Annotated in this window: 27 protein-coding genes and 1 pseudogene; 15 read left to right on the forward strand and 13 right to left on the reverse strand. The window is 73.7% G+C overall.

The features are described from left to right. Positions 1 to 173 precede the first annotated feature (173 nt). From BM536_RS17765 to BM536_RS17785, 5 genes and pseudogenes are all read left to right on the forward strand, one after another. On the forward strand, positions 174 to 494 hold the full coding sequence (locus tag BM536_RS17765; protein ID WP_073500106.1) for a heavy-metal-associated domain-containing protein: 321 nt from the start codon (positions 174 to 176) through the stop codon (positions 492 to 494). A gap of 109 nt (positions 495 to 603) precedes the next feature. Continuing rightward, positions 604 to 2,885 (forward strand): annotated as a pseudogene (locus BM536_RS17770) (heavy metal translocating P-type ATPase). A 227-nt stretch (positions 2,886 to 3,112) separates the two neighbouring features. Next, positions 3,113 to 3,574 (forward strand): DUF6153 family protein, encoded by a 462-nt coding sequence (locus BM536_RS17775; protein WP_073491143.1) that lies wholly within the window; start codon positions 3,113 to 3,115, stop codon positions 3,572 to 3,574. A 108-nt stretch (positions 3,575 to 3,682) separates the two neighbouring features. After that, a complete protein-coding gene (locus BM536_RS17780; RefSeq protein ID WP_094103184.1) occupies positions 3,683 to 4,351 on the forward strand; it encodes a DUF305 domain-containing protein in 669 nt (222 codons plus the stop codon). 534 nt (positions 4,352 to 4,885) lie between these two features. After that, on the forward strand, positions 4,886 to 5,425 hold the full coding sequence (locus BM536_RS17785) for a DUF4396 domain-containing protein (protein ID WP_073491151.1): 540 nt from the start codon (positions 4,886 to 4,888) through the stop codon (positions 5,423 to 5,425). A 123-nt stretch (positions 5,426 to 5,548) separates the two neighbouring features. On the opposite strand, the gene BM536_RS17790 is transcribed toward BM536_RS17785, so the two are convergent. Beyond that, positions 5,549 to 6,145, reverse strand: a complete 597-nt coding sequence (locus BM536_RS17790) for a histidine phosphatase family protein (protein WP_094103186.1) — start codon at positions 6,143 to 6,145, stop codon at positions 5,549 to 5,551. A 250-nt stretch (positions 6,146 to 6,395) separates the two neighbouring features. Here BM536_RS17790 and BM536_RS17795 point away from each other — a divergent pair, with 250 nt between their 5' ends. The 3 genes from BM536_RS17795 to BM536_RS17805 all read left to right on the forward strand — a co-directional run bounded on the left by BM536_RS17795 (position 6,396) and on the right by BM536_RS17805 (position 8,139). Further along, positions 6,396 to 6,614 (forward strand): CbtB domain-containing protein, encoded by a 219-nt coding sequence (locus BM536_RS17795; protein WP_073491141.1) that lies wholly within the window; start codon positions 6,396 to 6,398, stop codon positions 6,612 to 6,614. A gap of 15 nt (positions 6,615 to 6,629) precedes the next feature. Beyond that, positions 6,630 to 7,373, forward strand: a complete 744-nt coding sequence (locus BM536_RS17800; protein ID WP_073491140.1) for a CbtA family protein — start codon at positions 6,630 to 6,632, stop codon at positions 7,371 to 7,373. Positions 7,374 to 7,881: 508 nt separating this feature from the next. Further along, the gene (locus BM536_RS17805; protein WP_094103187.1) at positions 7,882 to 8,139 is read left to right on the forward strand and encodes a hypothetical protein; all 258 of its coding nucleotides are present in this window, start codon (positions 7,882 to 7,884) and stop codon (positions 8,137 to 8,139) included. A 50-nt stretch (positions 8,140 to 8,189) separates the two neighbouring features. Here BM536_RS17805 and BM536_RS17810 read toward each other — a convergent pair whose 3' ends face one another. Together BM536_RS17810 and BM536_RS17815 are read right to left on the reverse strand one after the other, a co-directional pair. Continuing rightward, the gene (locus BM536_RS17810) at positions 8,190 to 9,395 is read right to left on the reverse strand and encodes a PP2C family protein-serine/threonine phosphatase (RefSeq protein WP_211362907.1); all 1,206 of its coding nucleotides are present in this window, start codon (positions 9,393 to 9,395) and stop codon (positions 8,190 to 8,192) included. 101 nt (positions 9,396 to 9,496) lie between these two features. Next, entirely contained in the window at positions 9,497 to 10,255 is a 759-nt protein-coding gene (locus BM536_RS17815; RefSeq protein WP_073491139.1) for an IclR family transcriptional regulator, read from the reverse strand. A 76-nt stretch (positions 10,256 to 10,331) separates the two neighbouring features. Here BM536_RS17815 and BM536_RS17820 point away from each other — a divergent pair, with 76 nt between their 5' ends. The 6 genes from BM536_RS17820 to BM536_RS17845 all read left to right on the forward strand — a co-directional run bounded on the left by BM536_RS17820 (position 10,332) and on the right by BM536_RS17845 (position 15,849). Continuing rightward, on the forward strand, positions 10,332 to 10,670 hold the full coding sequence (locus tag BM536_RS17820) for a hypothetical protein (protein ID WP_245873618.1): 339 nt from the start codon (positions 10,332 to 10,334) through the stop codon (positions 10,668 to 10,670). Between the two features lie 127 nt (positions 10,671 to 10,797). Further along, positions 10,798 to 11,490 (forward strand): nucleotidyltransferase family protein, encoded by a 693-nt coding sequence (locus BM536_RS17825; protein WP_073491138.1) that lies wholly within the window; start codon positions 10,798 to 10,800, stop codon positions 11,488 to 11,490. Further along, positions 11,487 to 11,804, forward strand: a complete 318-nt coding sequence (locus BM536_RS17830; RefSeq protein ID WP_073491137.1) for a hypothetical protein — start codon at positions 11,487 to 11,489, stop codon at positions 11,802 to 11,804. The genes BM536_RS17825 and BM536_RS17830 overlap by 4 nt, the downstream gene beginning before the upstream one ends. Further along, entirely contained in the window at positions 11,801 to 12,526 is a 726-nt protein-coding gene (locus tag BM536_RS17835) for a metallophosphoesterase family protein (RefSeq protein ID WP_073491136.1), read from the forward strand. The genes BM536_RS17830 and BM536_RS17835 overlap by 4 nt, the downstream gene beginning before the upstream one ends. A 213-nt stretch (positions 12,527 to 12,739) precedes the next feature. Beyond that, a complete protein-coding gene (locus BM536_RS17840; RefSeq protein WP_073491135.1) occupies positions 12,740 to 14,767 on the forward strand; it encodes a flavin monoamine oxidase family protein in 2,028 nt (675 codons plus the stop codon). A gap of 98 nt (positions 14,768 to 14,865) precedes the next feature. Next, positions 14,866 to 15,849 (forward strand): epimerase, encoded by a 984-nt coding sequence (locus BM536_RS17845; RefSeq protein ID WP_094103484.1) that lies wholly within the window; start codon positions 14,866 to 14,868, stop codon positions 15,847 to 15,849. Between the two features lie 36 nt (positions 15,850 to 15,885). Here BM536_RS17845 and BM536_RS17850 read toward each other — a convergent pair whose 3' ends face one another. The 8 genes from BM536_RS17850 to BM536_RS17875 all read right to left on the reverse strand — a co-directional run bounded on the left by BM536_RS17850 (position 15,886) and on the right by BM536_RS17875 (position 24,080). Then, positions 15,886 to 16,602 (reverse strand): alpha/beta fold hydrolase, encoded by a 717-nt coding sequence (locus tag BM536_RS17850; RefSeq protein ID WP_094103188.1) that lies wholly within the window; start codon positions 16,600 to 16,602, stop codon positions 15,886 to 15,888. Positions 16,603 to 16,620: 18 nt separating this feature from the next. Next, positions 16,621 to 17,592: an alpha/beta hydrolase gene (locus BM536_RS17855; RefSeq protein WP_073491134.1), complete on the reverse strand. Its 972-nt coding sequence runs from the start codon at positions 17,590 to 17,592 to the stop codon at positions 16,621 to 16,623. A 280-nt stretch (positions 17,593 to 17,872) separates the two neighbouring features. Further along, positions 17,873 to 18,745: a helix-turn-helix domain-containing protein gene (locus BM536_RS17860; protein ID WP_073491133.1), complete on the reverse strand. Its 873-nt coding sequence runs from the start codon at positions 18,743 to 18,745 to the stop codon at positions 17,873 to 17,875. Positions 18,746 to 18,863: 118 nt separating this feature from the next. Further along, positions 18,864 to 19,991 (reverse strand): NB-ARC domain-containing protein, encoded by a 1,128-nt coding sequence (locus BM536_RS42940; RefSeq protein ID WP_245873621.1) that lies wholly within the window; start codon positions 19,989 to 19,991, stop codon positions 18,864 to 18,866. A 13-nt stretch (positions 19,992 to 20,004) separates the two neighbouring features. Then, positions 20,005 to 20,808: an AfsR/SARP family transcriptional regulator gene (locus BM536_RS42945; RefSeq protein WP_245873628.1), complete on the reverse strand. Its 804-nt coding sequence runs from the start codon at positions 20,806 to 20,808 to the stop codon at positions 20,005 to 20,007. Next, a complete protein-coding gene (locus tag BM536_RS44390) occupies positions 20,798 to 21,622 on the reverse strand; it encodes a tetratricopeptide repeat protein (protein ID WP_342748835.1) in 825 nt (274 codons plus the stop codon). The genes BM536_RS42945 and BM536_RS44390 overlap by 11 nt, the downstream gene beginning before the upstream one ends. Positions 21,623 to 21,906: 284 nt before the next feature. Beyond that, positions 21,907 to 23,661: an AfsR/SARP family transcriptional regulator gene (locus tag BM536_RS44395; RefSeq protein WP_342748821.1), complete on the reverse strand. Its 1,755-nt coding sequence runs from the start codon at positions 23,659 to 23,661 to the stop codon at positions 21,907 to 21,909. Positions 23,662 to 23,783: 122 nt separating this feature from the next. Then, complete coding sequence (locus BM536_RS17875) at positions 23,784 to 24,080, reverse strand: ANTAR domain-containing protein (RefSeq protein WP_073491132.1); 297 nt, start codon at positions 24,078 to 24,080, stop codon at positions 23,784 to 23,786. A gap of 258 nt (positions 24,081 to 24,338) precedes the next feature. Between BM536_RS17875 and BM536_RS17880 the strand changes: the two genes are divergently transcribed. Further along, positions 24,339 to 25,295, forward strand: a complete 957-nt coding sequence (locus BM536_RS17880) for a helix-turn-helix transcriptional regulator (protein ID WP_094103189.1) — start codon at positions 24,339 to 24,341, stop codon at positions 25,293 to 25,295. Between the two features lie 7 nt (positions 25,296 to 25,302). Here the strand turns inward: BM536_RS17880 and BM536_RS17885 are convergent, their stop codons facing one another. Together BM536_RS17885 and BM536_RS17890 are read right to left on the reverse strand one after the other, a co-directional pair. Beyond that, positions 25,303 to 25,557: an SCO0607 family lipoprotein gene (locus BM536_RS17885; protein WP_342748822.1), complete on the reverse strand. Its 255-nt coding sequence runs from the start codon at positions 25,555 to 25,557 to the stop codon at positions 25,303 to 25,305. Between the two features lie 289 nt (positions 25,558 to 25,846). Beyond that, positions 25,847 to 26,398, reverse strand: a complete 552-nt coding sequence (locus BM536_RS17890; RefSeq protein ID WP_073491148.1) for a phosphatase PAP2 family protein — start codon at positions 26,396 to 26,398, stop codon at positions 25,847 to 25,849. Between the last annotated feature and the right edge of the window lie 33 nt (positions 26,399 to 26,431).

Raw genomic sequence — 26,431 nt, forward strand, 5'->3', positions numbered from 1 at the left:
GGACGGCGGGATCCGGTCGGCGACCTGGACTTCCGCGTGGCCCGGACGCGGGATCCCGTCGGGCGACCTGGACTTCCGACATACCCCCTAGGGGTATATAGTCGATCCTGACAGGAGGGGCGGACCGCGCTCCTCCGGCAGCGCCCCACGCGACGACACCCGAGGAAGTAGCCATGACTGACCTGAAGAACGTCGGCGTGACCGACGTGCGGAACTCCGGCTCCTGCTGCTCCATCGACGGCTCGTGCCACTCCGGCGGCGCGGCCGACAGCCAGGGCGGTGCGGTCACCACCGTCTACAAGGTGTCCGGCATGACCTGCGGGCACTGCGAGGGCGCGGTCTCGCAGGAGATCTCCGCGCTGGACGGCGTCACCGCTGTCACCGCGGACGCCAGGACCGGTGAGGTGACCGTCGCCTCCACCACCCCGCTCGACGAGGAGGCCGTCCGCGCCGCCGTCGACGAGGCGGGTTACCAGCTCGTCGGCACGGCGTGAGCCCGTCCGGGCCCGGACGGGCCCGGACCACGCGCATTCCTCCCCGCCGCGGCGTGCCGCTCCGCTGATACGGACGCCGTACGTCCCGGCCTTCCCCAGGAGTATCTCCATGACCAGCACGGCTCCCGAGAAGACGCTTCCCGACAGGGCACCCGCGCCCGTCTCCGAGGTCGAGCTCTCCATCGGCGGCATGACCTGCGCCTCCTGCGCGGCCCGCATCGAGAAGAAGCTCAACCGGATCGACGGCGTCACGGCGACCGTCAACTACGCCACCGAGAAGGCGAAGATCTCCTACCCGGCCGCGGTCGGGGTCGCCGACCTCATCAGCACTGTCGAGAAGACCGGCTACACGGCCGCGGAGCCGCCCCCGCCCACTCCCCCGGGCGACGACGCCGCGTACGGAGCGCTCCGCCCGCCGCGGACCACGAGCTGCTCACCCTGCGGCAGCGCCTGTTCGTCTCGCTGGCGCTCTCGGTGCCCGTGGTGCTGATGGCGATGGTGCCGGCCCTGCAGTTCGACAACTGGCAGTGGCTGTCGCTGACACTGGCCGCTCCGGTCGTCGTCTGGGGTGCGTTCCCCTTCCACCGGGCCGCCTGGACGAACGCCCGGCACGGCGCGGCGACCATGGACACGCTGGTGTCGATCGGCACGCTCGCCGCCCTCGGCTGGTCGCTGTGGGCCCTGTTCCTCGGAGACGCCGGCATGCCGGGCATGCGGCACGGCTTCGAGTTCACCATCTCCCGCTCCGACGGCTCGTCCTCCATCTACTTGGAGGCCGCGGCCGGTGTGACGACGTTCATCCTGGCCGGGCGCTATCTGGAGGCAAGGTCCAAGCGCAAGGCCGGCGCGGCGCTGCGGGCACTGCTGGAGCTGGGCGCGAAGGAGGTCGCCGTGCTGCGCGGCGGCACGGAGGTGCGCGTCCCCGTCGCCCAGTTGGCGGTCGGCGACCGCTTCGTCGTACGCCCCGGCGAGAAGATCGCCACCGACGGGACCGTCGTCGAGGGTGCTTCCGCGGTCGACGCCGCCATGCTGACCGGCGAATCCGTACCGGTGGACGTAGGCGTCGGCGACGCCGTGACCGGGGCGACGGTGAACGCCGGTGGCCGACTCGTCGTCGAGGCCACCCGGGTCGGCGCCGACACCCAGCTCGCCCGGATGGCGAGGCTCGTCGAGGACGCCCAGAACGGCAAGGCCGACGTGCAACGCCTCGCCGACCGGATCTCCGGCGTCTTCGTCCCCGCGGTCCTGCTGATCACCGCCGCCACCCTCGGCGCCTGGCTCGGCCTCACGGGTGACACGACCGCCGCCTTCACCGCCGCCGTGGCCGTCCTGATCATCGCCTGCCCGTGCGCCCTGGGCCTCGCGACACCGACCGCGCTCATGGTCGGCACCGGCCGCGGAGCCCAGCTCGGCATCCTCATCAAGGGCCCCGAGGTCCTGGAGAACACCCGCCGGGTCGACACGATCGTCCTCGACAAGACCGGCACCGTCACCACCGGCCGGATGCGGCTCCAGGACGTGTTCACCGCGCCGGGCGTGGACGAGGGCGAACTGCTGCGCCTCGCGGGCGCGTTGGAACACGCCTCCGAGCACCCGATCGCCCGTGCCATCGCGGCCGGCGCCGTGGACCGGACGGGAAGCCTGCCGGTGGCCGAGAACTTCGAGAACGCCGCCGGTCTCGGCGTCCAGGGCGTCGTCGAGGGACACGCGGTGCTCGTCGGCCGCGAGAAGCTCCTGGCGGAGTGGGCCATCGAGCTGCCCGGCGAGCTGGCCGAAGCCAGGGCCGCCGCGGAGGCCGACGGGCGTACGGCGGTCGTCGTGGCCTGGGACGGCGAGGCACGCGGTGTCCTGACCGTCGCGGACGCGGTCAAGGCGACCAGCGCCGAGGCGGTGGCCGGGCTGCGCGTGCTCGGGCTGAGGCCGGTCCTGCTGACCGGGGACAACCGTCTCGTCGCCGAGACGGTCGCCCGGGCCGTCGGCATCGACGAGGTCATCGCCGAGGTACTGCCGCAGGACAAGGTCGACGTCGTCAAGCGACTCCAGGCGGAGGGCCGTACGGTCGCCATGGTCGGCGACGGTGTCAACGACGCCGCCGCCCTCGCCACCGCCGACCTCGGTCTGGCCATGGGCACCGGCACGGACGCGGCGATCGAGGCCGGCGACCTGACCCTCGTACGCGGCGATCTGCGGGTGGCGGCGGACGCGATCCGGCTCTCCCGCAAGACCCTCGCCACCATCAAGGGCAACCTCTTCTGGGCCTTCGGCTACAACATCGCCGCCCTGCCGCTGGCCGCCTTCGGGATGCTCAACCCGATGATCGCCGGCTCCGCGATGGCCTTCTCGTCGGTCTTCGTCGTCACCAACAGTCTGCGCCTGCGCTCGTTCAAGTAGCCCCGCCCCGTCACCACCCCCACGCTCACCCCGACGCACCGCTCAGCGCCGCCCGGCCGCCGTCCGCGCGGCCGGGGCGGCCGGGCGGCGCCTCACGTCGACGGTGGCGGGGTCAGTGCCCCCACGCCACCAGCGATCAATGGGGAACGGCCCCTTCACGGCACGGCCCGCGGCCCTTGGGTACTGTCGGAAAAGCAGATCCAGAACGGCCAGTCACGGAGTCCGGTGTGAAGGCGAGCCGAAACGCACGCGCGGGGGGTGCCCTCGGGCACCTGCTGCTCGTCGTCCTGCTCGCCCTCGGCGTGTTCGCGATGCACGGTGTGGGACATCCCAGCGAGTCGGCCCACGACGCCGGCATGAGCACCACGTCCTCTTCCGCGATGCCCGGTGCCGCTGCTCCGGGCCACATGCCGAGGAGTGCGCCGCACGGCATGGCGGTCGGCGGTCACGCCACGGACGACAAGCCGGATTCGTCGTCCACGCACGAGCCCGCCATGGCCATGGACATGCTGTCGCTGTGCGTGGCGGTGCTGTTCGGCGCGTGCGCGCTCACCGCCCTCGTCAGATCGGCACTCACCCGTCGCCAGGAGTGGTCGGCGGGACTCCTCGCCCAGGTCGCCGCCGTCGCACGACCAAATCCTCCGCCTCGCGGACCCGATCTCACCCGTCTGTCGGTTCTGCGGCTGTAGGCCGAACCCTCTCGCGGACGCGCGTCACGCGCGAGCCCGCGGTTTCGCCTGCGGGCGGTTACGCCTGCGCACACAGCCCACGAACCGACACCACGAGGTGAATCGACCATGACTGCCTTCACGCATGCCCCGCGCCACAAGCCCGTCCGCCGCGCCGCGACCATCGGTCTCGTCGCCGTCGGCGCCCTGTTCCTCTCCGCCTGTGGCGACAACGGCGACGACATGAGCGGCATGGACCACGGCAGCGGCAACAGCTCGGCGACCGCGACCGCGACCGCGTCGGCGGCCGCCGAGGCGGGCTCCACGGGCTTCAACGACACGGACGTCACGTTCGCGCAGATGATGATCCCGCACCACCAGCAGGCCGTGGAGATGGCCCGGCTCGCCGACGGCCGTGCCTCGGACTCCGAGATCAAGGACATCGCGGTGAAGATCGAGCAGGCTCAGGAGCCCGAGATCACGACCATGCAGGGCTGGCTGAAGGACTGGAACGAGCCGACCGCCGCCGCCACCGGATCCATGCACGGCATGGACCACGGCAGCGGCGACGGCATGATGTCCGGCAGGGACATGGAACACCTCAAGGGCATGAAGGGCGCCGAGTTCGACAAGATGTTCGCCGACATGATGATCGAGCATCACAACGGCGCGATCACCATGGCCGGGGCCGAGCAGCGGAACGGCGAGAACGCCGACGCCGTGAAGATGGCGGGCGACATCGTCGAAGGCCAGAAGGCCGAGGTCGAGCAGCTCCAGAGCATCCTCGACCGGCTCTGAGCGCCGCAGGCGCGGCGACGTCCGCCGCGCCGTCCGCACTGCCCACGGCGCCCGCGTCACCCACGTCGCTCACGTCGCCCACGGCGCCCGCGCCGCCCACGTCGCCCAAGCCGACGACCCCTCCCGGTACCAGTCGCCGAAACGTTCGCGGTCGGTGAGGGCGTCCCACTCCGTTCCGCTCACGCGGACACGCGAGCGGCCCGCTGCGGGGCCGGTCGCGACGGCCTCCGTGAGGGTGCGCAGGGCGCCGACGAGGGCGGGGTGGCAGCCCTCTGGGCCGCGGCCGTGCCGGGCCCGCCCGGCTTCGCGGTGGCCCGCTTCGGCCTAGGCGCATCCCAGGCGCGCCTCGGCGTCGCCTCGGCCGGCTTTCGTCACCGCCGTCACCGCCGTCACCGCCGTCACCGCCATCACCGCGCCAGGCAGGGCGGACCACGATGACACCGACCCTGGCCATATACCCCCCAGGGGTATATATTATGTGACTGTGGGACTCGGAGAGACGGGCCGCACTCGAAGGGAATGGGGATGACGGTCATGAACCACACCGCACGCCACACGACGACCGGGCACGACCACGCGACCCACGCGGTCCACGAGGGGCAGCACGGCCACGCGGGCCACGGGACGGACGCGGGGGCAGGGGCATCCTGGGGTACGGCGGTCAAGGCGACCCTGCACTGCCTCACCGGCTGCGCCATCGGCGAGATCCTCGGCATGGTCATCGGCACGGCCCTGATGTGGGGCAACGTGCCCACCATGATCCTGGCGATCACGCTGGCGTTCCTCTTCGGCTACTCGTTCACCCTGTTCGCGGTCATCCGGGCGGGCCTCGGCTTCAAGAGGGCGATCGCGGTCGCGTTCGCCGCCGACACCGTGTCCATCGCCGTGATGGAGACCGTCGACAACGGCATCATCGCCCTCGTCCCCGGCGCGATGGACGCCCACCTCTCCGACGCGCTGTTCTGGTCGGCCCTGCTGGGCGGCTTCGTGGTCGCGTTCCTGGTCACGACGCCGATCAACAAGTGGATGATCGGCCGCGGCAAGGGCCACGCCGTCGTCCACGCCCACCACTGACGATCAGCCGGAGGAGTCCGCACCGTGTCGAGGCGCCCCGAGCCGTCGGGGCGCCTCGACACGTTCCGGTGCCTTGCGTGCCGTAGCGGCCCGGAAGGCAAGGCGCGCGGCCGGCGCGGGAGTTCAGCCGCCCTCGGCGAGAACTTCCGTGCCGGGGGCGCTCATCCGCAGGTTCCAACGACCGCTCCGGCCGGTCAGGTGCACCGCGGACAACGGCGGGACGTCCACGCGCCAGAACGACGACAGCGGAGCGTCCAGCGCACGCAGCACCGCGGCCCGCGCCACGGCCTGTTCCACCACGGCCAGCACCCGTCCCGCGTCCGGCGGCAACGCATCCAGCCAGGCGGCGACCCGGCCGCAGGCGTCCGCAACGGATTCCCCGCCGTGGGGTGCGGCTCCGGGATCCGTCATCCAGACGGCCAGCCCGGCACCGTCACCGGCCGCGACCTCGTCGAGTGTCCGGCCCCGCCAGTCGCCCATGTCCAGGTCCCGCAGCGACGGTTCGACGACGGGGGCGTCCCAGCCCAGGGCATGCGCCGTCCGCCGGCAGCGCTCCGACGGCGCCGTACGGCAGGCGGCCCCGTCGGGCAGGGCTCCGGCGACGGTCGCCGCCACCGCTCGTGCCTGGCGCAACGCCCGCTCGTCGAGGGGGGTGTCGCCGAAGCGCACGTCGCGCTCCGCGGGGGCGGCGGCGCACAGCAGGGTGAGCCGGACGGTCATGACGGTCCCTTCGCCGGATACCGCCGGTGGGCGGTTCATCGTAGGTGGCGTACGCCATGTTGGCCGATGCCCCCGGTGCCCCTACCATCAGGGGCGACAAGGACGACGGCGCCACGGAAGCCGGTGCAAGCCCGGCACGGTCGCGCCACTGTGTGCCGTCCCTCCCCGGAGGTGGCGGTGAGTCAGACCCAACGCCGTCGTCGCGTGCTCCACACGATGCGGGACGCGATGTTCCCGAGGAGGTCTCGCCATGGCGCAGTCCACTGCCGCCCCCACCCCCACCACCCAGACCCTCACCCCGCTGCCGTTGCGGGCGATCGCCCCCTGGGCCGTCTTCGTCGGCGTCCTGATGCTCGTCCTGCTGTACTTCGTCGGCGCCGAGCAGGGCGCCACGTCGCTGGTCTCCGGTGAGGGCGTGCACGAATGGGTGCACGACGCCCGTCACCTCCTCGGCTTCCCCTGCCACTAGACGGGGCGCCCCTCCATGAACTCCACCACCGTACGCACCCTGCTGGTGCGTGGCATGCTCGCCGGCCTGGGCGCCGGCGTGCTCGCCTTCGTCTTCGCCTACTTCGTCGGAGAGGGCTCCGTGGACGCGGCCATCGCGTTCGAGGAGTCCGGCGCCCATGAGCACGGCGAGGAACTGGTCAGCAGGTCCGTCCAGTCGACGGCCGGCCTCGCCACGGGTGTGCTCGTCTTCGGCGTCGCCATCGGCGGCATCGCGGCGCTCGCGTTCTGCTTCGCGCTGGGCCGCATCGGCCGGTTCGGCGCGCGGGCGACCGCCGCGCTGACCGCGCTCGCCGGTTTCCTGCTCGTCTACCTGGTACCGATCCTGAAGTACCCGGCGAACCCGCCGGCCGTCGGCGACCCGGACACTCTCGGCAAGCGCACCAGCCTGTTCGTGCTGATGATCGCCCTGAGCGTGCTGCTGGGTACGGCCGCCGTCCTGCTGGGCCGCAGGCTCGCCCCGGCCTGGGGCAACTGGAACGCCTCCATCGCCGCCGGCACCGCGTTCGTGGTGGTGGTCGGGGTCGCGATGGCGGTCCTGCCATCGGGGGACAACACCCCCAAGGGCTTCCCCGCAACCGACCTCTGGGAGTTCCGCCTGGCCTCGATCGGTATCCAGGCCGTGCTGTGGTCCGCCTTCGGGCTCCTCTTCGGCCACCTGGCCGAACGCGTCCTCGAACCGAGAGCCGTACGCGGCCGGGTCGCCACACTGGTGGCCTGAACAACGACCCCACTCGGCGGGGGCTGCCCGGGGGCGCGCCCGGCAGCCCCCGCGCGCATGTTTTCCACCCGGGTCCGGCAACGGCCCAAGGGGCCCGTCTGGTGACGGCTCGTCCCCTACGACCCCTTCGACCAGCGGCTCGTCGATGACTGGTCCCTCGCACGTGCCGCGCGTCGCCGGTGGCGGGACGGCCTCGGTCTCGAGACGCGCCCAGCCCCCGCTGCACCCTTTCCGCTGACCGGGACAGCCCCGCCGCGGCAGGTGCCGGCGCGGCGGAACGCGCCGCCGCCCACCCGCTCACGCCGGTGCTCGCGCGCGAGGCCGACCGGACAGGCGGACAGGCGGACAGGCGGACAGGCGGAGAGTCGGACAGGGCGACGGCTGAGCGCCCGTCCACCAGCCCCGCTGCTGCATCCGGGTGGATCCGGTGGCGCGGCGGAACCGGAGCCGGGGGCGGCGCAGTCCCTCCCGGCAACCTCTGCACACCATGCAGGAGAGGAATCAGCCCATGGCCCACACCACCACGACGCACCGCCGGCCCTCCTGGGCGAGCGAGGACTTCCCGCTCGCGCCGCCGGACCCCGCCCGGCGTTTCGAGCTGACGCTCGACCCCCGCGACGTGCGCCGCCTGGAACTGCACGCGGCTCTCACCACCGCCGGCATCGCCCCGATGCCCGGCGACCGTGAAGCCATCGACCAGCTCAGCGGGCTCCCCCAGGGCGTCCAGTCGGCGCTGCACCGCTGGCTCACCCACACCCTGACCTGAGCCCCAGGCTCCCGGGACGGCGCTCCTCGATGCGAGGAGGGCCGCCGGTCTCAGTCCGCCGCGCCCACGACGGGGGTCTCACCGTCGCGCGCGGACGGCTGCACCGGCTGGTGGGGCAGGAGCGGTTTGCGGATCAGGAGCAGCGCCGCGTCGTCGTGCAGCCGACCGCCCACATGGGCCAGCAGGTCGTCGTGGAGCGCGGTGAGGGTGCTCGCCGGATTGTCGGTCAATGTGCGTGCCAGCCCTTCGTGGAGGGGGTAGAACTCGCGGTCGCGGTCGCGTGCCTCGGTGACGCCGTCGGTGTAGAGCAGCAGTTGGTCGCCGTCGGTGAACGGCAGCACATGCAGGTCGGGGGTCTGGTCCGTGAGCGCGCGCAGGCCCAGCGGCGGGGCCGGACGCGGCGGATCCACCGGGACGACGTCTCCCACGGCGCGAACCAGCAGCGGGGGCGCGTGTCCGCAGTTCACCACCTCCAGTTGTCCTGGGCGCGGGTGTCCGGCGACCACGGCGGTGACGAAGTCGTCGCGTCCGAGGTTGCGCGCCAGGCTGCGTTCGATCCGGTCGACCACGGCCAGGAGGTCGGGTTCGTCGTGGGCGGCCTCCCGGAAGACGCCGAGCACCAGCGCGGCGGTGCCCACGGCCGGCAACCCCTTGCCCCGCACATCGCCGACGATCAGCCGGACGCCGTACGGGGTGGACACCAGGGCGTAGAGATCGCCGCCGATGCGGGCCTCGGCCGCGGCGGCGCTGTAGCGGACGGCGACCTGGAACGGGCCGACCGTCGGCGGCACCGGCACCAGCAGCGCGTGCTGGGCGGTCTCCGCCACGGAGCGGACGGCGGCGAGGACCCGTTCCCGGCGTCCGCGCAGCACGCTGGCCAGGCCGCTCGCCAGGGTGACGGCCACCAGGACGGACAGCACGGCGGCCAGCTCGGGGCCCGGAACGCCGTGCCGCATGCCGTGGACGACGCCGAACGCCGCGGCGAGCAGTCCGACGCACAGGACACCGCGCGGGCCGTTGGTGGTGGCAGCCAGCGCGGGTCCGGCCGCCAGCAGCGGCAGCCACATCGCCCCGGCTCCGCCGACGAGGTCCACGGCCAGCACGACGACGGCCACGAGCAGCACGGGCAGCACTGCCGTCCCGGCGGCCGACCGCGCGGCGGCCCGCCTGACCGCCGACGCCCAGCGAAAGCCCGTCCGGCTTCTGAAGCGCCGCCCGGGCCGGTGGCCGTCACGGCGGTCTATGGCCTCACTCATGGTGTGTCCGCAGTCCTCATCTGTGCACGGGGGATCGCCCCTGAAACGCCTGTTTCATCCAGGAATACGGGTTCGATCCGGGTGCCACAAGGAGCACGTTTTCAGATAGTGAGCGACAGGCCCCTGGTCACGCGGTTCGCGGTCGGGATGAGCCGCTCCCGGATCTCCCGCAGCCGGGACAGCCGGTCCACCGGCAGGGACACCCCGAGCGAGCCGAGCGTGTCACCGCTGTAGACCGGCACCGCCACGCAGACCGTGCCGAGGGCGTACTCCTCCATGTCGGTGACGGCCGGTGCCATCGGCGCGGAGTCCAGGCGCCGCAGCAGCTCGGGGGAACTGGTGATCGTCCGCGGAGTGAGGTCGGAGAGGTGGTGGCGCGAGAGGTAGTCCCGGCGGGCCTCGTCGTCCAGTTCGCGCAGGACGGACTTGCCGAGCGCGGTGGCGTGGCCGGCGTCCTCGAATCCCACCCAGAGGTCGACCCGCGGGGCCCGGGGGCCGTCGACGATCTCGGCGACGCGGATCTCGCCCTCCTCGTAGAAGGTGAGGTAGGCGGCGGTCGCCAGCTCGTCCCGCAGAGCGGCGAGCGCGGGCCGGACCCGGCTGAGCAGTGCCTGACCGCGGCCCGTCGAGCGCAGCGTCTGGATCTTGTCGCCCATGATGAAGCCGCCGTCCTGAAGCTTGCGCACGTATCCGTCGTGGACCAGCGTTCGCAGCAGGTGGTAGGCGGTGGCCAGGGGCAGGCCCGTCTCGCGCGCCAACTGTTTCGCCGGGGCGCCGTTCTCGTGCGCGCCGACCGCCTCCAGCAGGCGGAAGGCCCGCTGGACGGACGTGATCAGCGTCGGGCCGCCCTGCTCACCCATGCGTACAGCCTGCGTCAGGCACCCGTAACGGGCAAGGCAGGCGGAAGACGTGCCCGTTTCGGGGCACCCGGTGCGCATGAACGACACGAACGCTGCGAACGACACGAACGGTACGGGCGCGGGACGTGCCTCCCCGCCCGAGGAGCGCCACACCGTGGAGCGGCTGGTTCCGGTCTGGCTCGCGGAGACCGAGCGGCACGATCCGGCCGCGGCCCGCGAGGCCGGGGCCGGGTGGGAGCGGGGTTCCCTCTCGGCCCACGCCGCCCAGGACCTCGCCACCTGGGTCACCGCGCGGGTCACCGACACGGGCTTCAACGAGGACGAGGGCCCGCGCGTCGACGGTCCGGCCCGGATCACCCCGGCCGACAAGGACGCCGTGCACCGCTGGCTGGCGCGGCAGGGCCACCGGATCTGAGGCCGGTCCCACCGGGCACCCGGTGTCGGGAGCGTTTCGCCGGGTACTCGGACATCTCGCCGTGAGGATCCTTCGGACCGGCTCGCCGGACGCGCCGGGCGACGGACCGAACAGGAAAGGGGGAGCAATGACGCAGCACGCGGACGACGACGCCCTCGGCCGGGCCCCGGGCTTCGCGGAACTGCGGCTGGCGACGGGGGACCCGGGTTCCGGCCCGCCGAGCGACGTCCTCGCGCAGGATCTGCCGCTGGACCGCAATCAGGCGATCCTCCAGGCCACCAAGCAGGTGGGTTCGATCCTGAAGCGCGAGGGGCACCTGTTCGCCCTGGCGGGCAGCGTCGCCGTCTACGCCCATGGCGGCACCCAGAACCTCCAGCACGACGTCGACTTCGCCATCCGTCCGGAGGACGCGGACGCCGTCGCCGAGACCCTGCGGGAGGCGGGGCTCGAGGTGTACGAGCCGCCGGAGGACTGGCTGTTGAAGGCCAGCTGCCTCGGCCAGCAGGTCGACCTGATCTTCGAGCTGGCCCGTCAGCCGGTCACTACGGACTTGCTGGAGCGGGCGGAGCGGCTCTCCGTCGACTCGGTCTTCATGCCGGTCCTGGCGCCGACCGACCTGGTGAGCAGCCTGGTCGCCGCGTTCTCCGAGCACCACTGCGACTTCGGGGCGGTCCTGCCGATCGCTCGCCAGCTGCGGGAGAAGGTCGACTGGGACCGGGTGCGCCGCGCCTTCGGCGACGAGCCGATGCCGGACGCGTTCTTCTACTTCCTGGAACGGCTGGACGTCATCGCGCCGAAGCCGAAGGAGGACCGGCGATGAGGCCTTTCGCGCAGCCCGCGAGCGGCGGTGCCCAACGGCCCGCCGGGAGCAGCGGTGACACCGACGACGCCGGGCACATCGAGTACCGCGTCGCCCATCTGCGCGACCGGCTCGCCGCCGAGGAGCTGGCCGAGCTGGGCGTGCGAGCCGAGGTGCGGGCCGGATCGGTGGTGGTGAGCGGCACGGTGCCCTCGGCGGAGTGCCGCGAGGTGCTGCTGCGGACCGTCCACGAGGAACTGGCGGGGCTCGCCGTGCACACCGACGTCGTGGTGGCGGAGACCGCCTCCCCCGACCATGCGGAGGACCTGCCATGATCCGTGTCGCCGCCGTCGGGGACATCCACATGGGCCCCGACAGCCAGGGCCTGCTCCGGCCCGCCTTCGACACCCTGGACGAGTGCGCCGACCTGTTGCTGCTGGCGGGCGACCTGACCCGGCACGGCACGCCGGAGGAGGCGCGGGTGGTGGCCCGGGAGGTGCGCGGACTGCCGGTGCCGGTGGTCGCGGTCCTGGGCAACCACGACCACCACGACGAGCAGCCCGAGAAGGTCACCGGCATTCTCCAGGAGGCGGGGGTGACCGTCCTGGAGGGCGAGGGGACCGTCGTGGAGTGCGCGGGGAGTCGCGTCGGCATCGCCGGCACCAAGGGCTTCTGCGGCGGGTTCGTCGGCCGCAGCGCCGGGGAGTTCGGGGAACCGCTGATGAAGGAGTTCGTCCGCTACACGCGGCGCAGCGCGGACGCGTTGCACGGCGCCCTGGAGGACCTCGGCCGGGACGGCTGCGACGTGCGGATCGCGCTCACCCACTTCTCCCCCGTCGCCGACACCCTCGCCGGTGAGCCGCCGGAGATCTACCCGTTCCTCGGCAGCTATCTGCTGGCCGAGGCCATCGACACGGCCGGCGCCGACCTCTCCGTCCACGGACACGCCCACATGGGCACCGAGCACGGGATGACGGCCGGCGGGGTCCGGGTGCGGAACGTGGCCCAGCCGGTGATCCGGCGCGCGTTCAACGTGTACCAGCTGCACGCGGCCTGACCCGGAGGCTCACCCACCGATCCCGCGCCCGGCGGCTCACCCGCCGCCCAAACCCCGGTCGGCCTCTCTTCGGTTGCGCGGGGAGCATCCTGTTGCGCGCGGTCCGTGCCGAGGCACGGGCCGCTGCGGGCTCGCGCCGTGGCGCTGCCACGTTCAGGTGAAGATCACCACGGATCGCCGCACCGGCCCCACGCCCGCCCGTATGCAGGGCACATGGACAATCTCCACGGCTCCGACGCATCCGACGAACCCCGCTCACTGTCCCGCCGGCACTTCACCGCCACCGCCACCGCCGGTACGGCCACCGCGGCGCTGCTCGCTACGGCGCCCGGCGCGACCGCCGCGCCAGCGGCCCTGCCGCGGCAGGCCCGGCCGCGGTCCACCGCCGACTGGGCCACCTGCCTGGCCGTCGCACGGGCCCTGCTGGTGGTCGACGAACAGGACGAGCCGCTCGTCCCCGGCTACCAGAAGATCCTCGGCGGGGGGCTGCCCCGCACCGGGGCGAGGACCGGGACGAGAACCGCGAAGAAGGTCCTCGTCGTCGGCGCGGGACCCGCCGGCCTCGTGGCCGCGTGGCTGCTGAAGCGGGCCGGGCACCACGTCACGCTCGTGGAGGCCAACGGCAACCGTGTCGGGGGCCGGGTCAAGACCTTCCGCACCGGCGGGCACGAGAAGGCGCCCCAGGCGTTCGCCGACGCCCGCCAGTACGCGGAGGCGGGTGCCATGCGCATCCCCGGCAGTCATCCGCTGGTGATGAGCCTGATCGACCAGCTCGACGTGGAGCGGCGCCCGTTCCACCTCGTGGACGTCGACGGCCAGGGCAAGCCCGTCAACAACGCCTGGCTGCACGTCAACGGCGTCCGCGTGCGCCGCTCCGCGTACGCGAGGTCGCCGCGGAGGATCAACCGGTCGTTCGGAGTGCCGAGGAAATACTGGGACACGCCCTCCTCGACGATCCTGCGCGAAGTCCTGGACCCGGTCCGCGACGAGTTCAGCACGGTCGGCCCGGACGGCAAGCGCGTCGACAAACCGATGCCGGAGCGGGTGCGGGGCTGGGCGCGCGTCGTGCAGCGGTTCGGCGACTGGTCGATGTACCGCTTCCTGACCGAGGAGGCCGGTCTCGACGAGCGCACCATCGATCTGATCGGCACCCTGGAGAACCTCACCTCGCGGCTGCCGCTCTCCTTCATCCACAGCTTCATCAGCGCCTCGCTGATCAGCCCGGACACCGCGTTCTGGGAGCTGGTCGGCGGTACGGCGACGCTGCCGGACGCGCTGCTGCGGGAGGTGTCCGACGTGCTGCGCCTCGACCGGCGTGCCACCCGCATCGAGTACTGGTCGCCGGACCGGACCGGCACGGACGACACCCCGCACGTCCGTGCGGACGGCCCGCACGTGTGGATCGACACCGTGTCCGAGGGCCGTGACGGCACGGTGGTGCGCGAGCAGTTCACCGGCGACGTCGCGATCGTCACCGTGCCGTTCTCGGGTCTGCGCCAGGTGCAGGTCAGCCCGCTGATGTCGTACAGGAAGCGGCGGGCCGTGGCCGAGCTGCACTACGACAGCGCGACCAAGGTGCTGCTGGAGTTCAGCCGGCGCTGGTGGGAGTTCACGGAGGCCGACTGGAAGCGGGAGCTGGACGCCGTACGGGCGGGGCTGTACGACGAGTACCGGGCGGGGAAGGCCCCGGCCGACGGGAGTCTGCTCGGGGTGCATCCTTCCGTGCCGCCGGGGCACATCACGGCGGGGCAGCGGGTGCACTACGCCGCCAACCGGTGGGTGGGCCGGGACCAGCCGGAAGCGGTGGACATCGTCGGCGGAGCCTCCGTCTCGGACAACTCCAACCGCTTCATGATCAACCCGTCCCACCCGGTGGAGGGCAGCCGGGGCGGTGTCGTCCTCGCCTCCTACAGCTGGGCCGACGACGCCTCCCGCTGGGACTCCCTCGACGACGACGCCCGCTACCCGCACGCCCTGCGGGGACTCCAGCAGGTCTACGGCCGGCGCGTCGAGGTCTTCTACACGGGCGCCGGCCGCACCCAGAGCTGGCTGCGGGACCCCTACGCCTACGGGGAGGCGTCCGTCCTGCTCCCCGGCCAGCACACGGAACTGCTCACCGCGATCCGCTCCCCCGAGGGGCCGCTGCACTTCGCGGGCGACCACACCTCGGTCAAGCCGTCCTGGATCGAGGGCGCCGTGGAGTCAGCGGTACGGGCGGCGCTGGAGGTGCACCAGGGGTAGGGACGACCCTTCACCGTAGTTTTTGAACACGTTCAAATATCGGGTAGGCTCCCCTTCGGACGAGGGACGTGCAGGACACGAGGGAGGGGAGCCTCACGATGAAGATCGTCATACCCGGCGGGACCGGACAGGTGGGTACGGTGCTGCGCCGGGCGCTCACCGCGGCCGGACACGAGGTCGTGGTGCTGAGCAGGCGCCCGGCACGGCCCGGCGACCTGGCCTGGGACGGCAGGACCACCGGGCCCTGGACGGACGCCGTCGACGGCAGTGACGTCGTGATCAACCTGGCCGGGCGCAGCGTCAGCTGCCGCTACACCCCGGGCAACCTACGGGAGATGATGGACTCGCGGGTGGACTCCGCCCGGGTCGTCGGCGAGGCGATCGTCGGGGCCGCCCGGCCGCCCCGGCTCTGGCTCCAGATGAGCACCGCCACCCTCTACGCCCACCGCTTCGACGCACCCAACGACGAGGCGACGGGAATCGTCGGAGGTGCCGAGCCCGACGTCCCCGGCTACTGGTCCTACAGCGTCGACATCGCCAGGAACTGGGAGCGGGAGCAGGAGGAGGCCGACACCCCGCACACCCGCAAGGTCGCCCTGCGGTCGGCCATGGTGATGAGCCCCGACCGGGGCGGGGTCTTCGACGTGCTGTCGAAGCTGACCCGCCTCGGCCTCGGCGGTCCGGTCGCCGGCGGCGCGCAGTACGTCTCCTGGATCCATGACCGCGACTTCGTGCGCGCGGTCCGTTTCCTGATCGACCGGGAGGACCTCGCCGGGCCCGTGAACCTCGCGGCCCCGGCACCGCTGCCGCACCGCGCGTTCATGCGCGCGCTGCGGGGCGCGTGGGGCGTCCCGGTGGGCCTCCCGGCGACGAGATCGATGGCCGCGCTGGGCGCCTTCGCCCTCCGCTCGGACACGGAACTCCTGCTCAAGAGCCGCCGTGTCGTCCCCGGCCGCCTGCTCGAGGCGGGCTTCGCCTTCGACCACCCCCAATGGCCGGAAGCGGCGAGGGACCTGGTGCGGCGGAGGCGGGGCGGGGCCGAGGTCGCCCCGGGGGAAAGCGCGGGGGCCGCGCGGACGTGATACGGGGGACGCGTCCGCGCGGCTGCTGTGGGGGTGTCAGCTCGTCGCGCGGACGGCTGTGCGGATCAGGTCCGCGACCTCCTTCGGCCGGGACACCGCGACGGCGTGCGAGGCGCCCTCGATCTCGACGACCGTCGCGTCGGCACGCTTGGCGCCGAAGCGCTCGACCTCGGGGTTGATGGCGTTGTCCGCGCCGGCGATCAGCGCCCAGGACGGCTTGGTCCTCCAGGCGGCCGCGGCAGCGGTCTCCTCGAACGCGGCGGCGGCCAGCGGGCGCTGGGCGGCGGCGAGGACCTTGGTGATCTCGGCCGGCACATCGGCGGCGAACACCGACGGGAAGGCGTCCTCGGCGATGGTGACCTCGGCGGCGGGCTCGCCGCCCGGCACCGGGTACGTCCACTGCTTCAGGTTGCTGACCAGCGGGGACAGCGGGAAGCGGCCCTGGAGCTCGCCGAGGCTCTCGCCCTCCTCCAGGACGTAGGCGGCGACGTACACGAGGCCGACGACGTTCTCCGTGACGCCGGCCACGGTGATGAGGGCACCGCCGTAGGAGTGGCCGACCAGGACGACGGGACCGTCGATCTGGGCGGCGACGGAGGCGACGTACGCCGCGTCGGAGGCCAGGCCGCGCAGCGGGTTCGGCGGGGCGATCACGGGGATGCCGTCGCGCTGGAGTTCGGCGATGACACCGGACCAGCCGGCCGCGTCCGCGAACGCGCCGTGGACGAGGAGGACGGTGGGAGTGGTGCTCATGTGGTGTGTCTCCTCGGATCAGGCGGCGTGCAGGGCGGCGCGGAGCGTGCCGACGGCCTGGGTGATGGCGGCTTCGGCGGCGTGCGTCCCGCGCAGGGCGTTGAGCATGACGAAGTCGTGGACGATGCCCTGGTAGCGGACGGCGGTGACGGGGACGCCGGCCTGGCGGAGCTTGTTGGCGTAGGCCTCGCCCTCGTCGCGCAGGACGTCGGCCTCGCCGGTGATGACCAGGGCCGGGGGCAGCCCGGTGAGCTGCTCGGTGGTGGCCCGCAGCGGGGACGCGGTGATCTGGGCGCGCTCGGCCTCGTCGGTCGTGTACTGGTCCCAGAACCACTGCATGCCGTCGCGGCGCAGGAAGTAGCCGGTGGCGAACTGGTGGTAGGAACCGGTGTCGAAGTTCGCGTCGGTCACCGGGTAGAACAGCACCTGCTGCACCAGCGGCACATCGCCGCGTTCCTTGGCCATCAGGGTGAGGGCGGCGGTCATGTTGCCGCCGACGGAGTCGCCCGCGGCGGCGATGCGGGTGGCGTCCAGACCCTTGGTGGCGCCCTGTTCGACGATCCAGCGGGCGACGGCGTAGTTCTGCTCGATGGCGACGGGGTAGCGGGCCTCGGGCGAGAGGTCGTACTCGGGGAAGACGACGGCCGCACCGGCGCCGACGGCGAGTTCGCGCACGAGCCGGTCGTGGGTGTGGGCGTTGCCGAAGACCCAGCCCGCGCCGTGGATGTAGAGGATGACGGGCAGGGTGCCCTGGCTGCCGGCGGGCTTGACGACGCGGGCGCGGACACTGCCCGTGGGACCGCCCGAGACGGTGATCCACTCCTCGTCGACGGCGGGCTTGTCGATCTCGCCGGACTGCACCTCGTCGACGGCCTTGCGTCCCTCGGCCGGTGCCAGGTCGAACAGATACGGCGGGTTCGCGGTGGCCTCCACGAACGCCTGGGCGGCGGGCTCCAGCACCGGCGCGGCCGGCTCGACGACGTCGGACATGAGAATCTCCTGCTGTTGACGGTGTGCGTTGTGCTGCCCGGTCACGCTAGACACGCTTCGCGACCGGGCATGGTCCGCGCGCGCACCCTCAGTGTGCTCAGAGCGCACGGCATGTCGTGCGGCCCGGATCCGGCCGAGTCGTCGGCGTGGCGAGCGCGAGCGCGGTCCGCCCGGCGGACGGGCTTGTGGGAACTCGGCAGGGGTGCAACGGGTCGACGGTGCCGGTCGGCGGCTGCCTCGGCAGGCCGCCGATCACGGGAGAGCCGGGGAAGCGGAGCCGTCAGCCCCGGCCCGCGCTGTCCCGCCACTCGCGGGGGGACATGCCGTAGGCGGTGCGGAAGACGCGGCTGAAGTGCGTGGCGCTGGTGAAGCCCCACCGGCCCGCGACGGCGGCGATGGTGCGGCTTCGGCGGTCCTGGCGCAGCAGGTCGCGGCGGCACTCCTCCAGGCGGCGGCGCAGGATCCAGCGGCCGAGGGTGGTGCCCTCCTGCTGGAACAGCTTGTGCAGGTAGCGCACGGAGATGTGGTGGGCGCGGGCGAGGGTCTCCGGGGAGAGGTCCGGTTCGGTCAGGTGCAGTTCGACGTGCTCCAGGATGCGGGCCAGCACCGGTGGTGGCTGGCCGTCCGAGGGGCCCTCCGTGTCACTGCCGAGCCGTTCGGCGACAAGGGTCGCCAGGAGGTTCACGGCGTTCCCGGCGAGCATGTCGCCGACCGGCGGCCGGGCCCGGGCCGCGGTGCGGGCCAGGTCGGACAGCAGCGGTGAGAGCAGCGCGCCGAGCCGGGAGGTCCGGGCGACCGGCGTGCGGGTGATCCGGCCGGCGTCGGCGGGGGTGATGCCCAGCAGGTCGGCCGGCATCAGGAAGACCGTGGCACGGAACCGCTCGGGGAAGTCCAGGGCGGGCGGCCGGTGGGCGTCGTAGAAGCAGATGTCGCCGGGGGCGAGGCACACGCTCACCGGGTCGGTGTCCGGCGGGCGGGTGGCGCTGCGCAGTCCCACGAAGAGGTACTCGCCCGCCTCCCGTGCGTAGGGCCGGTGCTCCGGCTGCGGTGCCCGCTCGCCCGGCAGCCGGCCGGGGCCGGTCTCGACGGTCATGATCTCGACGCCCAGGGGCGTCCTGCGGATGGGTGCGTCGATGGTGCTGGTGGTGGACATCTTCCGCCGTTGCCTCCTGAGCGAGCGACTGTCGGTCTCGTCGCCCGGACCGTAGGCCGCAGGGTGTGCAAAAAGAGTGACAACGCGGTGACAACGGCCGGGACAACGGCCGGGCGCGTCACCTGCGAGGCGCTTCGGCGGCGAAGGCCCGCAGCAGGCGGTGCAGGGTGTAGCGGCCGGGCGTGTGCTCGGTGATCAGGTGGGTTTCGGCGAGTTCGGCGAGGAGTCGGCGGGCCCCGCGGACCGGTAGCCCGGTGAGCGCCGCCGCCGACGCCGGGGTGAGGTCGGGCCCCGCGTGGCGGGGCAGGAGCCGGAACAGCCGGGCGGCCTGCGGTGACAGCAGCCGGTAGGAACCCAGGAAGGCGGCGCGGACGTCGGCCGTGCCGCCGCCGGCGAAGGCGTCCAGGGTGCCTTCCGTCTCGCGCAGGTAGGCGGCGGTGTCCGTGAGGGGGATCTCGCGGTGGGCGGCGGCCCGCAGGGCGACGGCGGTCAGCGCGAGGGGCAGTCGGCCGCTCCGAAGGAGGATCTCGTCGACGGCCACGGGTTCGGCCGCGGTCCGGTCGGCACCGATCAGCCGGGCCAGCATCTCGCGCGCGTCCTCGGCCGGGGGCGGCTCCAGGCGCAGTGGGCGGGCGCCCGAGGCGATCAGGCCGGGCAGGGCGTGGCGGCTGGTGACCAGGGCCAGGCAGCCGGGTGCGGCGGGCAGCAGCGGACGCAGTTGTTCCGTGCCTGCCGCGTCGTCGAGGACCACGAGGACGCGCCGGGCGGCCAGCAGGGTGCGGTACAGGCCGGTCAGGGCCGCCGCCCCGGTCGGCATCCGGGCCGCGGACACGCCGAGGGCGGTGAGCAGGGCGCGCAGCGCCTCCTCGGGTTCGGCGGCGGGCCCGGCCGGGTCGCTGCCGCGCAGCGCGACGTACAGGCGCCCGTCGGGGAAACGGCCGGCGGCCCGGTGCGCCCAGTGCACGGCGAGGGCGGTCTTGCCGACGCCCGCCATGCCGCCGATCCATACGGCCGCCGGGGTGGCGACGGTCCCGTCGACCGCGTCCCGGGTCGCCGTCAGCCACCCAAGCTCGGCCTTCCGGCCGGTGAAGCCGTGGATGTCGGGGGGCAGGCCGGTGTGCCCCGTGGGTGCCGTCCGCTCCGGTACGGCGAGGGCGGCACCCGGCGCCCTGTCGTCGCCCCGCGGGGCCGCGGCGACACCCGACCCGGCGACCCGTGCGACCGGAGTCTCCCGGGCGAGGTCCACCCGTGGCCCGCCGTCAGCCGGCCCACGTCCTGGCGCAGCACGCGCGTGTGCGCGCCGCCAGTTCGGCGCCGGGGGTGGTGCCGAGTTCGGCGGCCAGTCGGCGGCGCACGTCCTCGTACGCCGTGAGGGCCTCCGCCTGGAGGCCGCAGGCGGCGAGGGAGAGGATCAGCCGGGCGTGCAGGGGTTCGTCGAGCGGATCGAGGGCGGTGGCCCGGCGCAGTGCGGGCAGGACCTGGGCGGTCCTGCCGCTGAGCAGGGCGGCGTCGCCCGCCAGCCGGGCCGTCCGCAGGAGTTCGCGGCAGACGTCGGTGAACCGGACGTGCTCGCGCGCGGCGGCCGCGACGCCCATCGCCACCGGACCGCGCCACTGTGCCAGGGCATCGGTGAAACGCAGCGCCGCCGTCTCGGCCCGCCCGGTGACGGCCGCCCGTACGCCCTGCCGGGTCAGTTCACGAAAGCGCAGCAGGTCGACCTCGTCCGGGGTCACGTCCAGCAGGTAGCCGCCGGGGCGGCGCAGCAGTCGTCGGCCGGGGGCGCGGGGCGGCAGTTCCGGTTCCAGGAGGCGTCGTAGCGCGCCGATGTACCGGCGCACCACGTTCAGCGCGCTGGCGGGCGGCTGTCCCGGCCAGAGCAGGTCGAGCAGTTCGCCGGTCGGCACCGGGCGGCCCTCATGGGCCAGGAGCAGGGCGAGGAGCGCGCGTTGCTGCGGGAACCCGAGGTCGAGTTCGGCTCCGTCGCGGCACACCCGGACCGGTCCGAGCAGCTCGAACCGCAGCACCGGGCCCCGTGCCTCCGGGCGGGCGGGGTCAGCAGACATCGGCATGTCCGTCGCGTCCGGTCAGCCGGGCACGGACCCGCTCGGCGTCGGGGTGGGCCAGGGCGCTGAGGAGACGGAGGGCGTCGGTCCAGGCGGCGCGGGCGCTGTCCTCGTCGCCCATGGCGCGGTGGGTGTCGCCGAGCCGGGCGAGGATGTCGGCCTCCGCGTAGGGCGCGCCGAGGTCGCGGAGGAGGGCGAGGGCGTTGCGGTAGGCGAGGAGGGCCTGTGGGTGGCGGCCCAGGTGCTGGTGGGCGTAGCCGATGCTGTCCCAGGTGACCGCCTGGCCGTAGCGGTCGCCGAGGTCCTGGAGCATGGTCAGGGCCTCGAAGCAGTGCGTCAGGGCCTGCCGGTGGTCGCCGAGCCGGGCGTGGTACCAGCCGACCGAGTTCAGGACGCTGGCCTGCGCGGCCCGGTCGCCGAGCGCGCGGAACAGGGCGAGGGCGAGTTGGTTGTGGCGCAGCGCTCCGGGCAGGTCGCCGCGCTGCTCGCTCTCCCAGCCGAGGCTGCGGTGGGTGTGCGCGCGGCCGATGTCGTCGCCCAGCCGGGTGAAGAGTTCCAGGGCCTCTTCGAGGCGGGGCACGGACCGGTCGTGGAGGCCGAGCCGGCCTTCGATGCGCCCGAGTCCGCGCAGTCCGCGCGCCTCCAGAGCGGGTTCGGCGAGCCGTCGGGCGGCGTCGAGGGCGGTGCGCTGGACGGTGAGCCCGTCGTGCCAGTGGCCGCGCCGGTCGAAGAACGGTTCCAGGGACCAGGCCAGATGGCAGGCGAGACGTTCCTGCCCGGTGGCGGCGGCGGTGTCGACGGCGGCGAGGAGCACCGCGTGCTCGGCGGTGAGCCAGCCCAGGGCCCGGTCGTCGTCGGCGAGCGGTTCGGGGCGTACGCCGTCGGGTGCGGGCGGCGGGGGCAGCGGGTCGGCGTGGGGGACGAGCAACCGGTCGGCGGCGTGGGCGGTGTGCAGGTAGTGGTGGTACAGCCGGTGCAGGGCCGCCCGCTGTTCGTCCTGGGTGTGCCGTTCGTCGAGGAGTTCGCCGGCGTGGGCGCGGAGCAGGTCGTGGAAGGCGTGCCGGCCGGGGCTGTGCTCGGTGACGAGGTGCAGGCCGGTCAGTTCGGCCAGCAGCGGCCGGGTCCGGCGCGCCGGCAGCCCGGCCAGGGCGGCGGCGGCGGCCGGCAGGGTGAAGTCGGGGCCCGGGTGCAGGGCGAGCAGCCGGAACAGCCGGGCGGCGGCGTCGGAGATCTGCCGGGAGGACCAGGAGAAGACGGTGCCGACGTCCACGGAGGCGTCGGAGCGGGCGAACGCGTCGAGGCTGCCGTGGGCCTCGCGCAGTTCGGCGGCGACGGCGGAGAGCGGGAAGTGGGGGTGGGCGGCGGCGCGGGCGGCGACACAGGCGAGCGCGAGGGGCAGACCGGCGCAGAGTGCGGTGATCTCGTCGGCGCGCCCGGTTCGGCCCCGACGCGTGCGGCGCCCAGGCGTCGGACCAGGAGGTCGCGCGCCTGCGCGGTGTCGAAGGGCCGCAGCGTCAGGGAGTGGGCGCCGTGCGCGGCGACCAGCCCGGACAGGGCGTCGCGGCTGGTGACGAGGGTGAGGCAGCCGGGCGAGCCGGGCAGCAGCGGCCGTACGTGGTCGCTGTCGCGGGCGTTGTCCAGGACGAGGAGGATCCGCCGCCCGGCCAGCACGCCGCGGTAGAGGGCGGCCTGCGCGTCCACGCCGTGCGGTATCCGGTCGGGCGGTACGCCGAGCGCGTCCAGGAAGCCGCGGACGGCCTCGCCCGCCTCCATGACGGCGCCGGAGGGGTCGTAGCCGCGCAGGTTGACGTAGAGCTGCCCGTCGGGGAAGCGGTCGGCGACGCGGTGGGCCCAGTGCACGGCGAGGGTGGTCTTGCCGACGCCGGCCATGCCGCCGATGGCGCTGATCACCACGGTGTGGGACGCGGGGGCCGCGCCGCCCGACAGGGCGAGCATCTCGTCGAGTTCGCCATCCCGGCCGGTGAACGCCGGGATGTCGTGCGGGAGTTGGGCGGGCACCGGGAAGGAGGAGAGACCGGCGGGGGCGCCCTCGCGGGCCGGCGCGTGGGGTTCGTCGGTCTCCGTGAGCGGGGCGCCGGCCGCCGTCGCGGCTCCCCCGGCCTCGCCGGGCCTCCCCCGCAGCACGGTCTCCCGGGCCTCCCGCAGTTCCGCGCCGGGGTCGATCCCCAGCTCCCCGGCGAGCCGGGTCCGCACGGCGTCGTACACGCCGAGGGCCTCGGAGCGGTGGCCCGCCGCCGCGAGGGTGAGGATCAGGCCGGCCTGTACGGGTTCGTCCAGGGGGTGTTCGGCGGCGGCCCGGCGCAGTTCGGGAAGGACGGTCCCGGGGAGTCCGGCGCGCAGGGCGGCATCGGCCGCTTCACGCACGGCGGCGACGCGTTCGCGGTCCACCGCGTCGAACGCCGGACGGGCGCGGGCCCGCGCGGGAAGCCCGGCGGCGACCGGCCCCCGCCACAGGGAGAGCGCCTCGGTGAACAGCCCGAGCGCGTGCGCGGGCGACTCCCGCGGGGTCCGCTGCCCGGCCTCCCGCAGCGCGCGGAACCGGATCAGGTCCAGAAAGTCACCCTCTGTCACGAGCCGGTAGCCGCCCGCGTCCCGCACCAGCCGGTGGCTCTCCGCGCGGGCGGGGAGGCCGGGCTCCAGCAGCCGCCGCAGTGAACCCACGTGCCGGCGGACCACGTTGACCGCGCTGGGGGGCGGGTCGGTTCCCCAGAGGGTGTCGACGATCTCGTCCATACCGACCGGCTGGCCCGCCCTGACCAGCAGCAGCGCGAGGAGGGCCCGCTCCTGCGGCGCGCCCAGCTCCAGCTCCGTGTCCCCTCGACGCACCCTCACGGGCCCCAGAACCGCAAACCGCACGGACTCCAGCGGCACCTCTTCCCCCTCCGGTCTCACTCCCCGGAGGCCGACCCTACGTCACGGTCGGGGTTACCGAGAGTCAGGGCCGCTCGGGTGGATCATGCCGACCGCGCGCGGGCCAGGGCGGCCGACAGTGCCTGGTGGATCTCGTCGGGGAGCCAGCGGCAGTGGGCGCCCTGCACCACGTACTCGGCGACCTCGCGCAGCTTGGTGTTGGTCCGCTGGGAGATCTCCAGCAGGACCTCCCAGCCCTGCTCGGGGCGCAGCCGGCCGACGGCGACGACCACCCCGATCGCCTGGTCGATCACGGCGTGGGAGGCGATGGCCTGCCGCAGCTGGGCCACCTCCTCCTGCAGGGCCGCGACCCGCGCCTCGACGTCCTCCTCCGCAGCCATGCCGCAATCCCCCGTCCTTCTCCCCGCCGAGGACCGGCGAAGCCGCGGGCCCCGCCGGTGTGTCACGTGCCGTCCTTCCCAGCCTGCACACAAAGGACCGGGAGCGCCGCACGCAGAACGAACAACATCGCCGGGCCCGGTCCGGAAAACGCATGCGCACCGGGATGCGGGGAAAGCGGGCGAAGCGGGCGAACGTCGGTCCGGGGGCCTCCCGGCCCGCAGAGCGCGGTGCAGACCGACCCATCGGACGAAGGTTTCATGGACACGCTGTTCTTCGACAGTGACGACCTCGGCCTGACCGAGGACTTCCTCAGCCGGGCCTACTCCAGCATGCAGATCGGCAGCGACGATCCGGGGACCGTCCGGACGCGCATCAGCCGCGCCGCGATGCCCTCGGTGAGCGTCGACGAACTCGACCTCGGCTTCGAGATGAGCTACTCCGTCACGCCGCTGGGCCGGATCTGTCTGTGCCTCGTCCACGAGGGCACCATCCAGGACCACACCTTCGACGGTGTGACGGACGCCTTCGGGCCGGGCGACGTGGTGTCGTTCGCCCCGCCGGAGCTGCCGTACTCGGGGCGGATCTGCCACGCCCGCTACAACATCACCATGCTGGACACCGATCTGCTCACCCAGGTGGCCGCCGGCGCCCCGGGCCGCGTGCCGGGACCGGTGCGGCTGACCGGTCACCGGCCGCACTCCCCTGCCGCGGCCCTCCGGCTGCGGCAGACCGTCGGCTACGTCCGCGACCATGTGCTGGCCTCACCGGGCCTCGCCGACCAGCCGCTCGTCGCCTCCACGGCCGCCCAGCACCTGGCGGCGGGCGTACTCGCCACGTTCCCCAACACTGCGCTCACCGATCCCACCGCGACCGACCGCAACGACGCCCGGCCGGCGACACTGCGCCGCGCGCTGGCCTACATCGACGACCACGCCGGCGAACCGGTCACGGTCGCCGACATCGCCGCGGCCGCGCACGTCACCGTGCGGGGCCTCCAGTACACGTTCCGGCGGCACCTCGACACCACGCCGCTGGCGCACCTGCGCCGGGTCCGGCTCGCCCACGCCCACGACGACCTGCGGGCCGCGGACCCGCTCGACGGCACCACGGTCACCGACGTCGCGGCCCGCTGGGGCTTCTTCCACCCCGGCCGCTTCGCCACCCTGTACCGCTCGGCGTACGGCCGTCCCCCGCACCGCACACTGGCCGGTTAGCCGGGGCTCATCCGGCGTCCGGGGCGACCACGACGTTCCCCCGCTCGTCGAGGGTGCGGGTGCTCCCGTACGTGTCCCACTCGTCGCCGACGATCTCGGGGACCTTCCCCTGGGGGCAGCGGACGCAGCCCCCAGGGGGCTCCTCCTCGTTCGGGACGCCGGTGCCGCCGGTGCCGCCCACCGCCGGCACCGGGTGCTCGCCGCCGCCGCACATCGCCTCCTCGATGCGGAGGGAGCAGCCGGTCGGGACCGCTGCGGTCACCCCGGCCACCGGCAGCAGGGCCGAGGCGGCAGCGCCGCAGGCGCGGGACGGACGACCGGCCGCGCCGGGCCGAGGCGGATCGCGCCGCCGAGGGGCGGGGCGCGGAGACGGGGGCCGCACCCGACGGGTCATACGGACGGCCGGCTCCTGCTCGGCTCCTCGATGACTCGACGAGGGCTCGCCGACGGGTACGGCGGCTGGTACGGCCGGCCTGCGCGAGCCGAGCGGATCGCTCATGAGGTACGACTGCTCAGGTGTGCCGACGCGGCTACTCGACTTCAGGGGCTCGTCACGTCAGCGCCGCGCGGACGGCCAGGCGGGGAGCGCGATGGGTCAGAGCAGCGGCGGACAGGCCGATCAGCGCGCCGGCGGCGACGTCGGTGGGGTAGTGCGCGCCGGTGTGCACCCGTTCGCAGGCCACCAGCACCGCGGGCACCGCGCAGAGCGCGCCGGCCACGGGCCAGACCCCGGCGACGGCGGCGGTGAAGCCGACGGCGGCCGCCGTGTGCCCGGAGGGGAAGGAGGAGGAGTCGGGCCGGTCGTGGACCTCCTCGTTCGGGATCCACTCCTTCGGTGGCCGGCGCCGCTCCCAGAGATGCTTGAGCACGCCGTTGGACACCGCTTCCGCCACGGCCATGCTCGCCAGGCCCGCCGCGGCGGCCCGGCGTCCCCGCCACCCTCCTGCCGAGGCCATCAGGAAGGCGGCGCCCCACCAGAGTTTGGTGTGCTGCGCCGCCTCCTCCACCGCCGGCAGCCCCCGCCGCACGCCGGTCCACGGCCATGAGGCCACCCACTGGGTGAGCCGCCGGTCGCCGTCCCTGAGATCGTTCCGCATGCTCATGACCTGCGCCTGCCCCACCCGGCCGGTCCCTAA

The organism is Streptomyces phaeoluteigriseus, assembly GCF_001896135.2.
In the GTDB taxonomy this organism is placed as follows: Bacteria; Actinomycetota; Actinomycetes; order Streptomycetales; family Streptomycetaceae; genus Streptomyces; species Streptomyces phaeoluteigriseus.

What these genes read in the sequence shown, in the direction of transcription:
- BM536_RS17765 (WP_073500106.1), top strand. Translation starts at nt 174, where the DNA reads ATGACTGACCTGAAGAACGTCGGCGTGACCGACGTGCGGAACTCCGGC.
- BM536_RS17780 (WP_094103184.1), top strand. Translation starts at nt 3,683, where the DNA reads ATGACTGCCTTCACGCATGCCCCGCGCCACAAGCCCGTCCGCCGCGCC.
- BM536_RS17785 (WP_073491151.1), top strand. Translation starts at nt 4,886, where the DNA reads ATGAACCACACCGCACGCCACACGACGACCGGGCACGACCACGCGACC.
- BM536_RS17790 (WP_094103186.1), bottom strand. Translation starts at nt 6,145, where the DNA reads ATGACCGTCCGGCTCACCCTGCTGTGCGCCGCCGCCCCCGCGGAGCGC.
- BM536_RS17795 (WP_073491141.1), top strand. Translation starts at nt 6,396, where the DNA reads ATGGCGCAGTCCACTGCCGCCCCCACCCCCACCACCCAGACCCTCACC.
- BM536_RS17800 (WP_073491140.1), top strand. Translation starts at nt 6,630, where the DNA reads ATGAACTCCACCACCGTACGCACCCTGCTGGTGCGTGGCATGCTCGCC.
- BM536_RS17805 (WP_094103187.1), top strand. Translation starts at nt 7,882, where the DNA reads ATGGCCCACACCACCACGACGCACCGCCGGCCCTCCTGGGCGAGCGAG.
- BM536_RS17810 (WP_211362907.1), bottom strand. Translation starts at nt 9,395, where the DNA reads ATGAGTGAGGCCATAGACCGCCGTGACGGCCACCGGCCCGGGCGGCGC.
- BM536_RS17815 (WP_073491139.1), bottom strand. Translation starts at nt 10,255, where the DNA reads ATGGGTGAGCAGGGCGGCCCGACGCTGATCACGTCCGTCCAGCGGGCC.
- BM536_RS17820 (WP_245873618.1), top strand. Translation starts at nt 10,332, where the DNA reads ATGAACGACACGAACGCTGCGAACGACACGAACGGTACGGGCGCGGGA.
- BM536_RS17825 (WP_073491138.1), top strand. Translation starts at nt 10,798, where the DNA reads ATGACGCAGCACGCGGACGACGACGCCCTCGGCCGGGCCCCGGGCTTC.
- BM536_RS17830 (WP_073491137.1), top strand. Translation starts at nt 11,487, where the DNA reads ATGAGGCCTTTCGCGCAGCCCGCGAGCGGCGGTGCCCAACGGCCCGCC.
- BM536_RS17835 (WP_073491136.1), top strand. Translation starts at nt 11,801, where the DNA reads ATGATCCGTGTCGCCGCCGTCGGGGACATCCACATGGGCCCCGACAGC.
- BM536_RS17840 (WP_073491135.1), top strand. Translation starts at nt 12,740, where the DNA reads ATGGACAATCTCCACGGCTCCGACGCATCCGACGAACCCCGCTCACTG.
- BM536_RS17845 (WP_094103484.1), top strand. Translation starts at nt 14,866, where the DNA reads ATGAAGATCGTCATACCCGGCGGGACCGGACAGGTGGGTACGGTGCTG.
- BM536_RS17850 (WP_094103188.1), bottom strand. Translation starts at nt 16,602, where the DNA reads ATGAGCACCACTCCCACCGTCCTCCTCGTCCACGGCGCGTTCGCGGAC.
- BM536_RS17855 (WP_073491134.1), bottom strand. Translation starts at nt 17,592, where the DNA reads ATGTCCGACGTCGTCGAGCCGGCCGCGCCGGTGCTGGAGCCCGCCGCC.
- BM536_RS17860 (WP_073491133.1), bottom strand. Translation starts at nt 18,745, where the DNA reads ATGTCCACCACCAGCACCATCGACGCACCCATCCGCAGGACGCCCCTG.
- BM536_RS42945 (WP_245873628.1), bottom strand. Translation starts at nt 20,808, where the DNA reads ATGTCTGCTGACCCCGCCCGCCCGGAGGCACGGGGCCCGGTGCTGCGG.
- BM536_RS17875 (WP_073491132.1), bottom strand. Translation starts at nt 24,080, where the DNA reads ATGGCTGCGGAGGAGGACGTCGAGGCGCGGGTCGCGGCCCTGCAGGAG.
- BM536_RS17880 (WP_094103189.1), top strand. Translation starts at nt 24,339, where the DNA reads ATGGACACGCTGTTCTTCGACAGTGACGACCTCGGCCTGACCGAGGAC.
- BM536_RS17890 (WP_073491148.1), bottom strand. Translation starts at nt 26,398, where the DNA reads ATGAGCATGCGGAACGATCTCAGGGACGGCGACCGGCGGCTCACCCAG.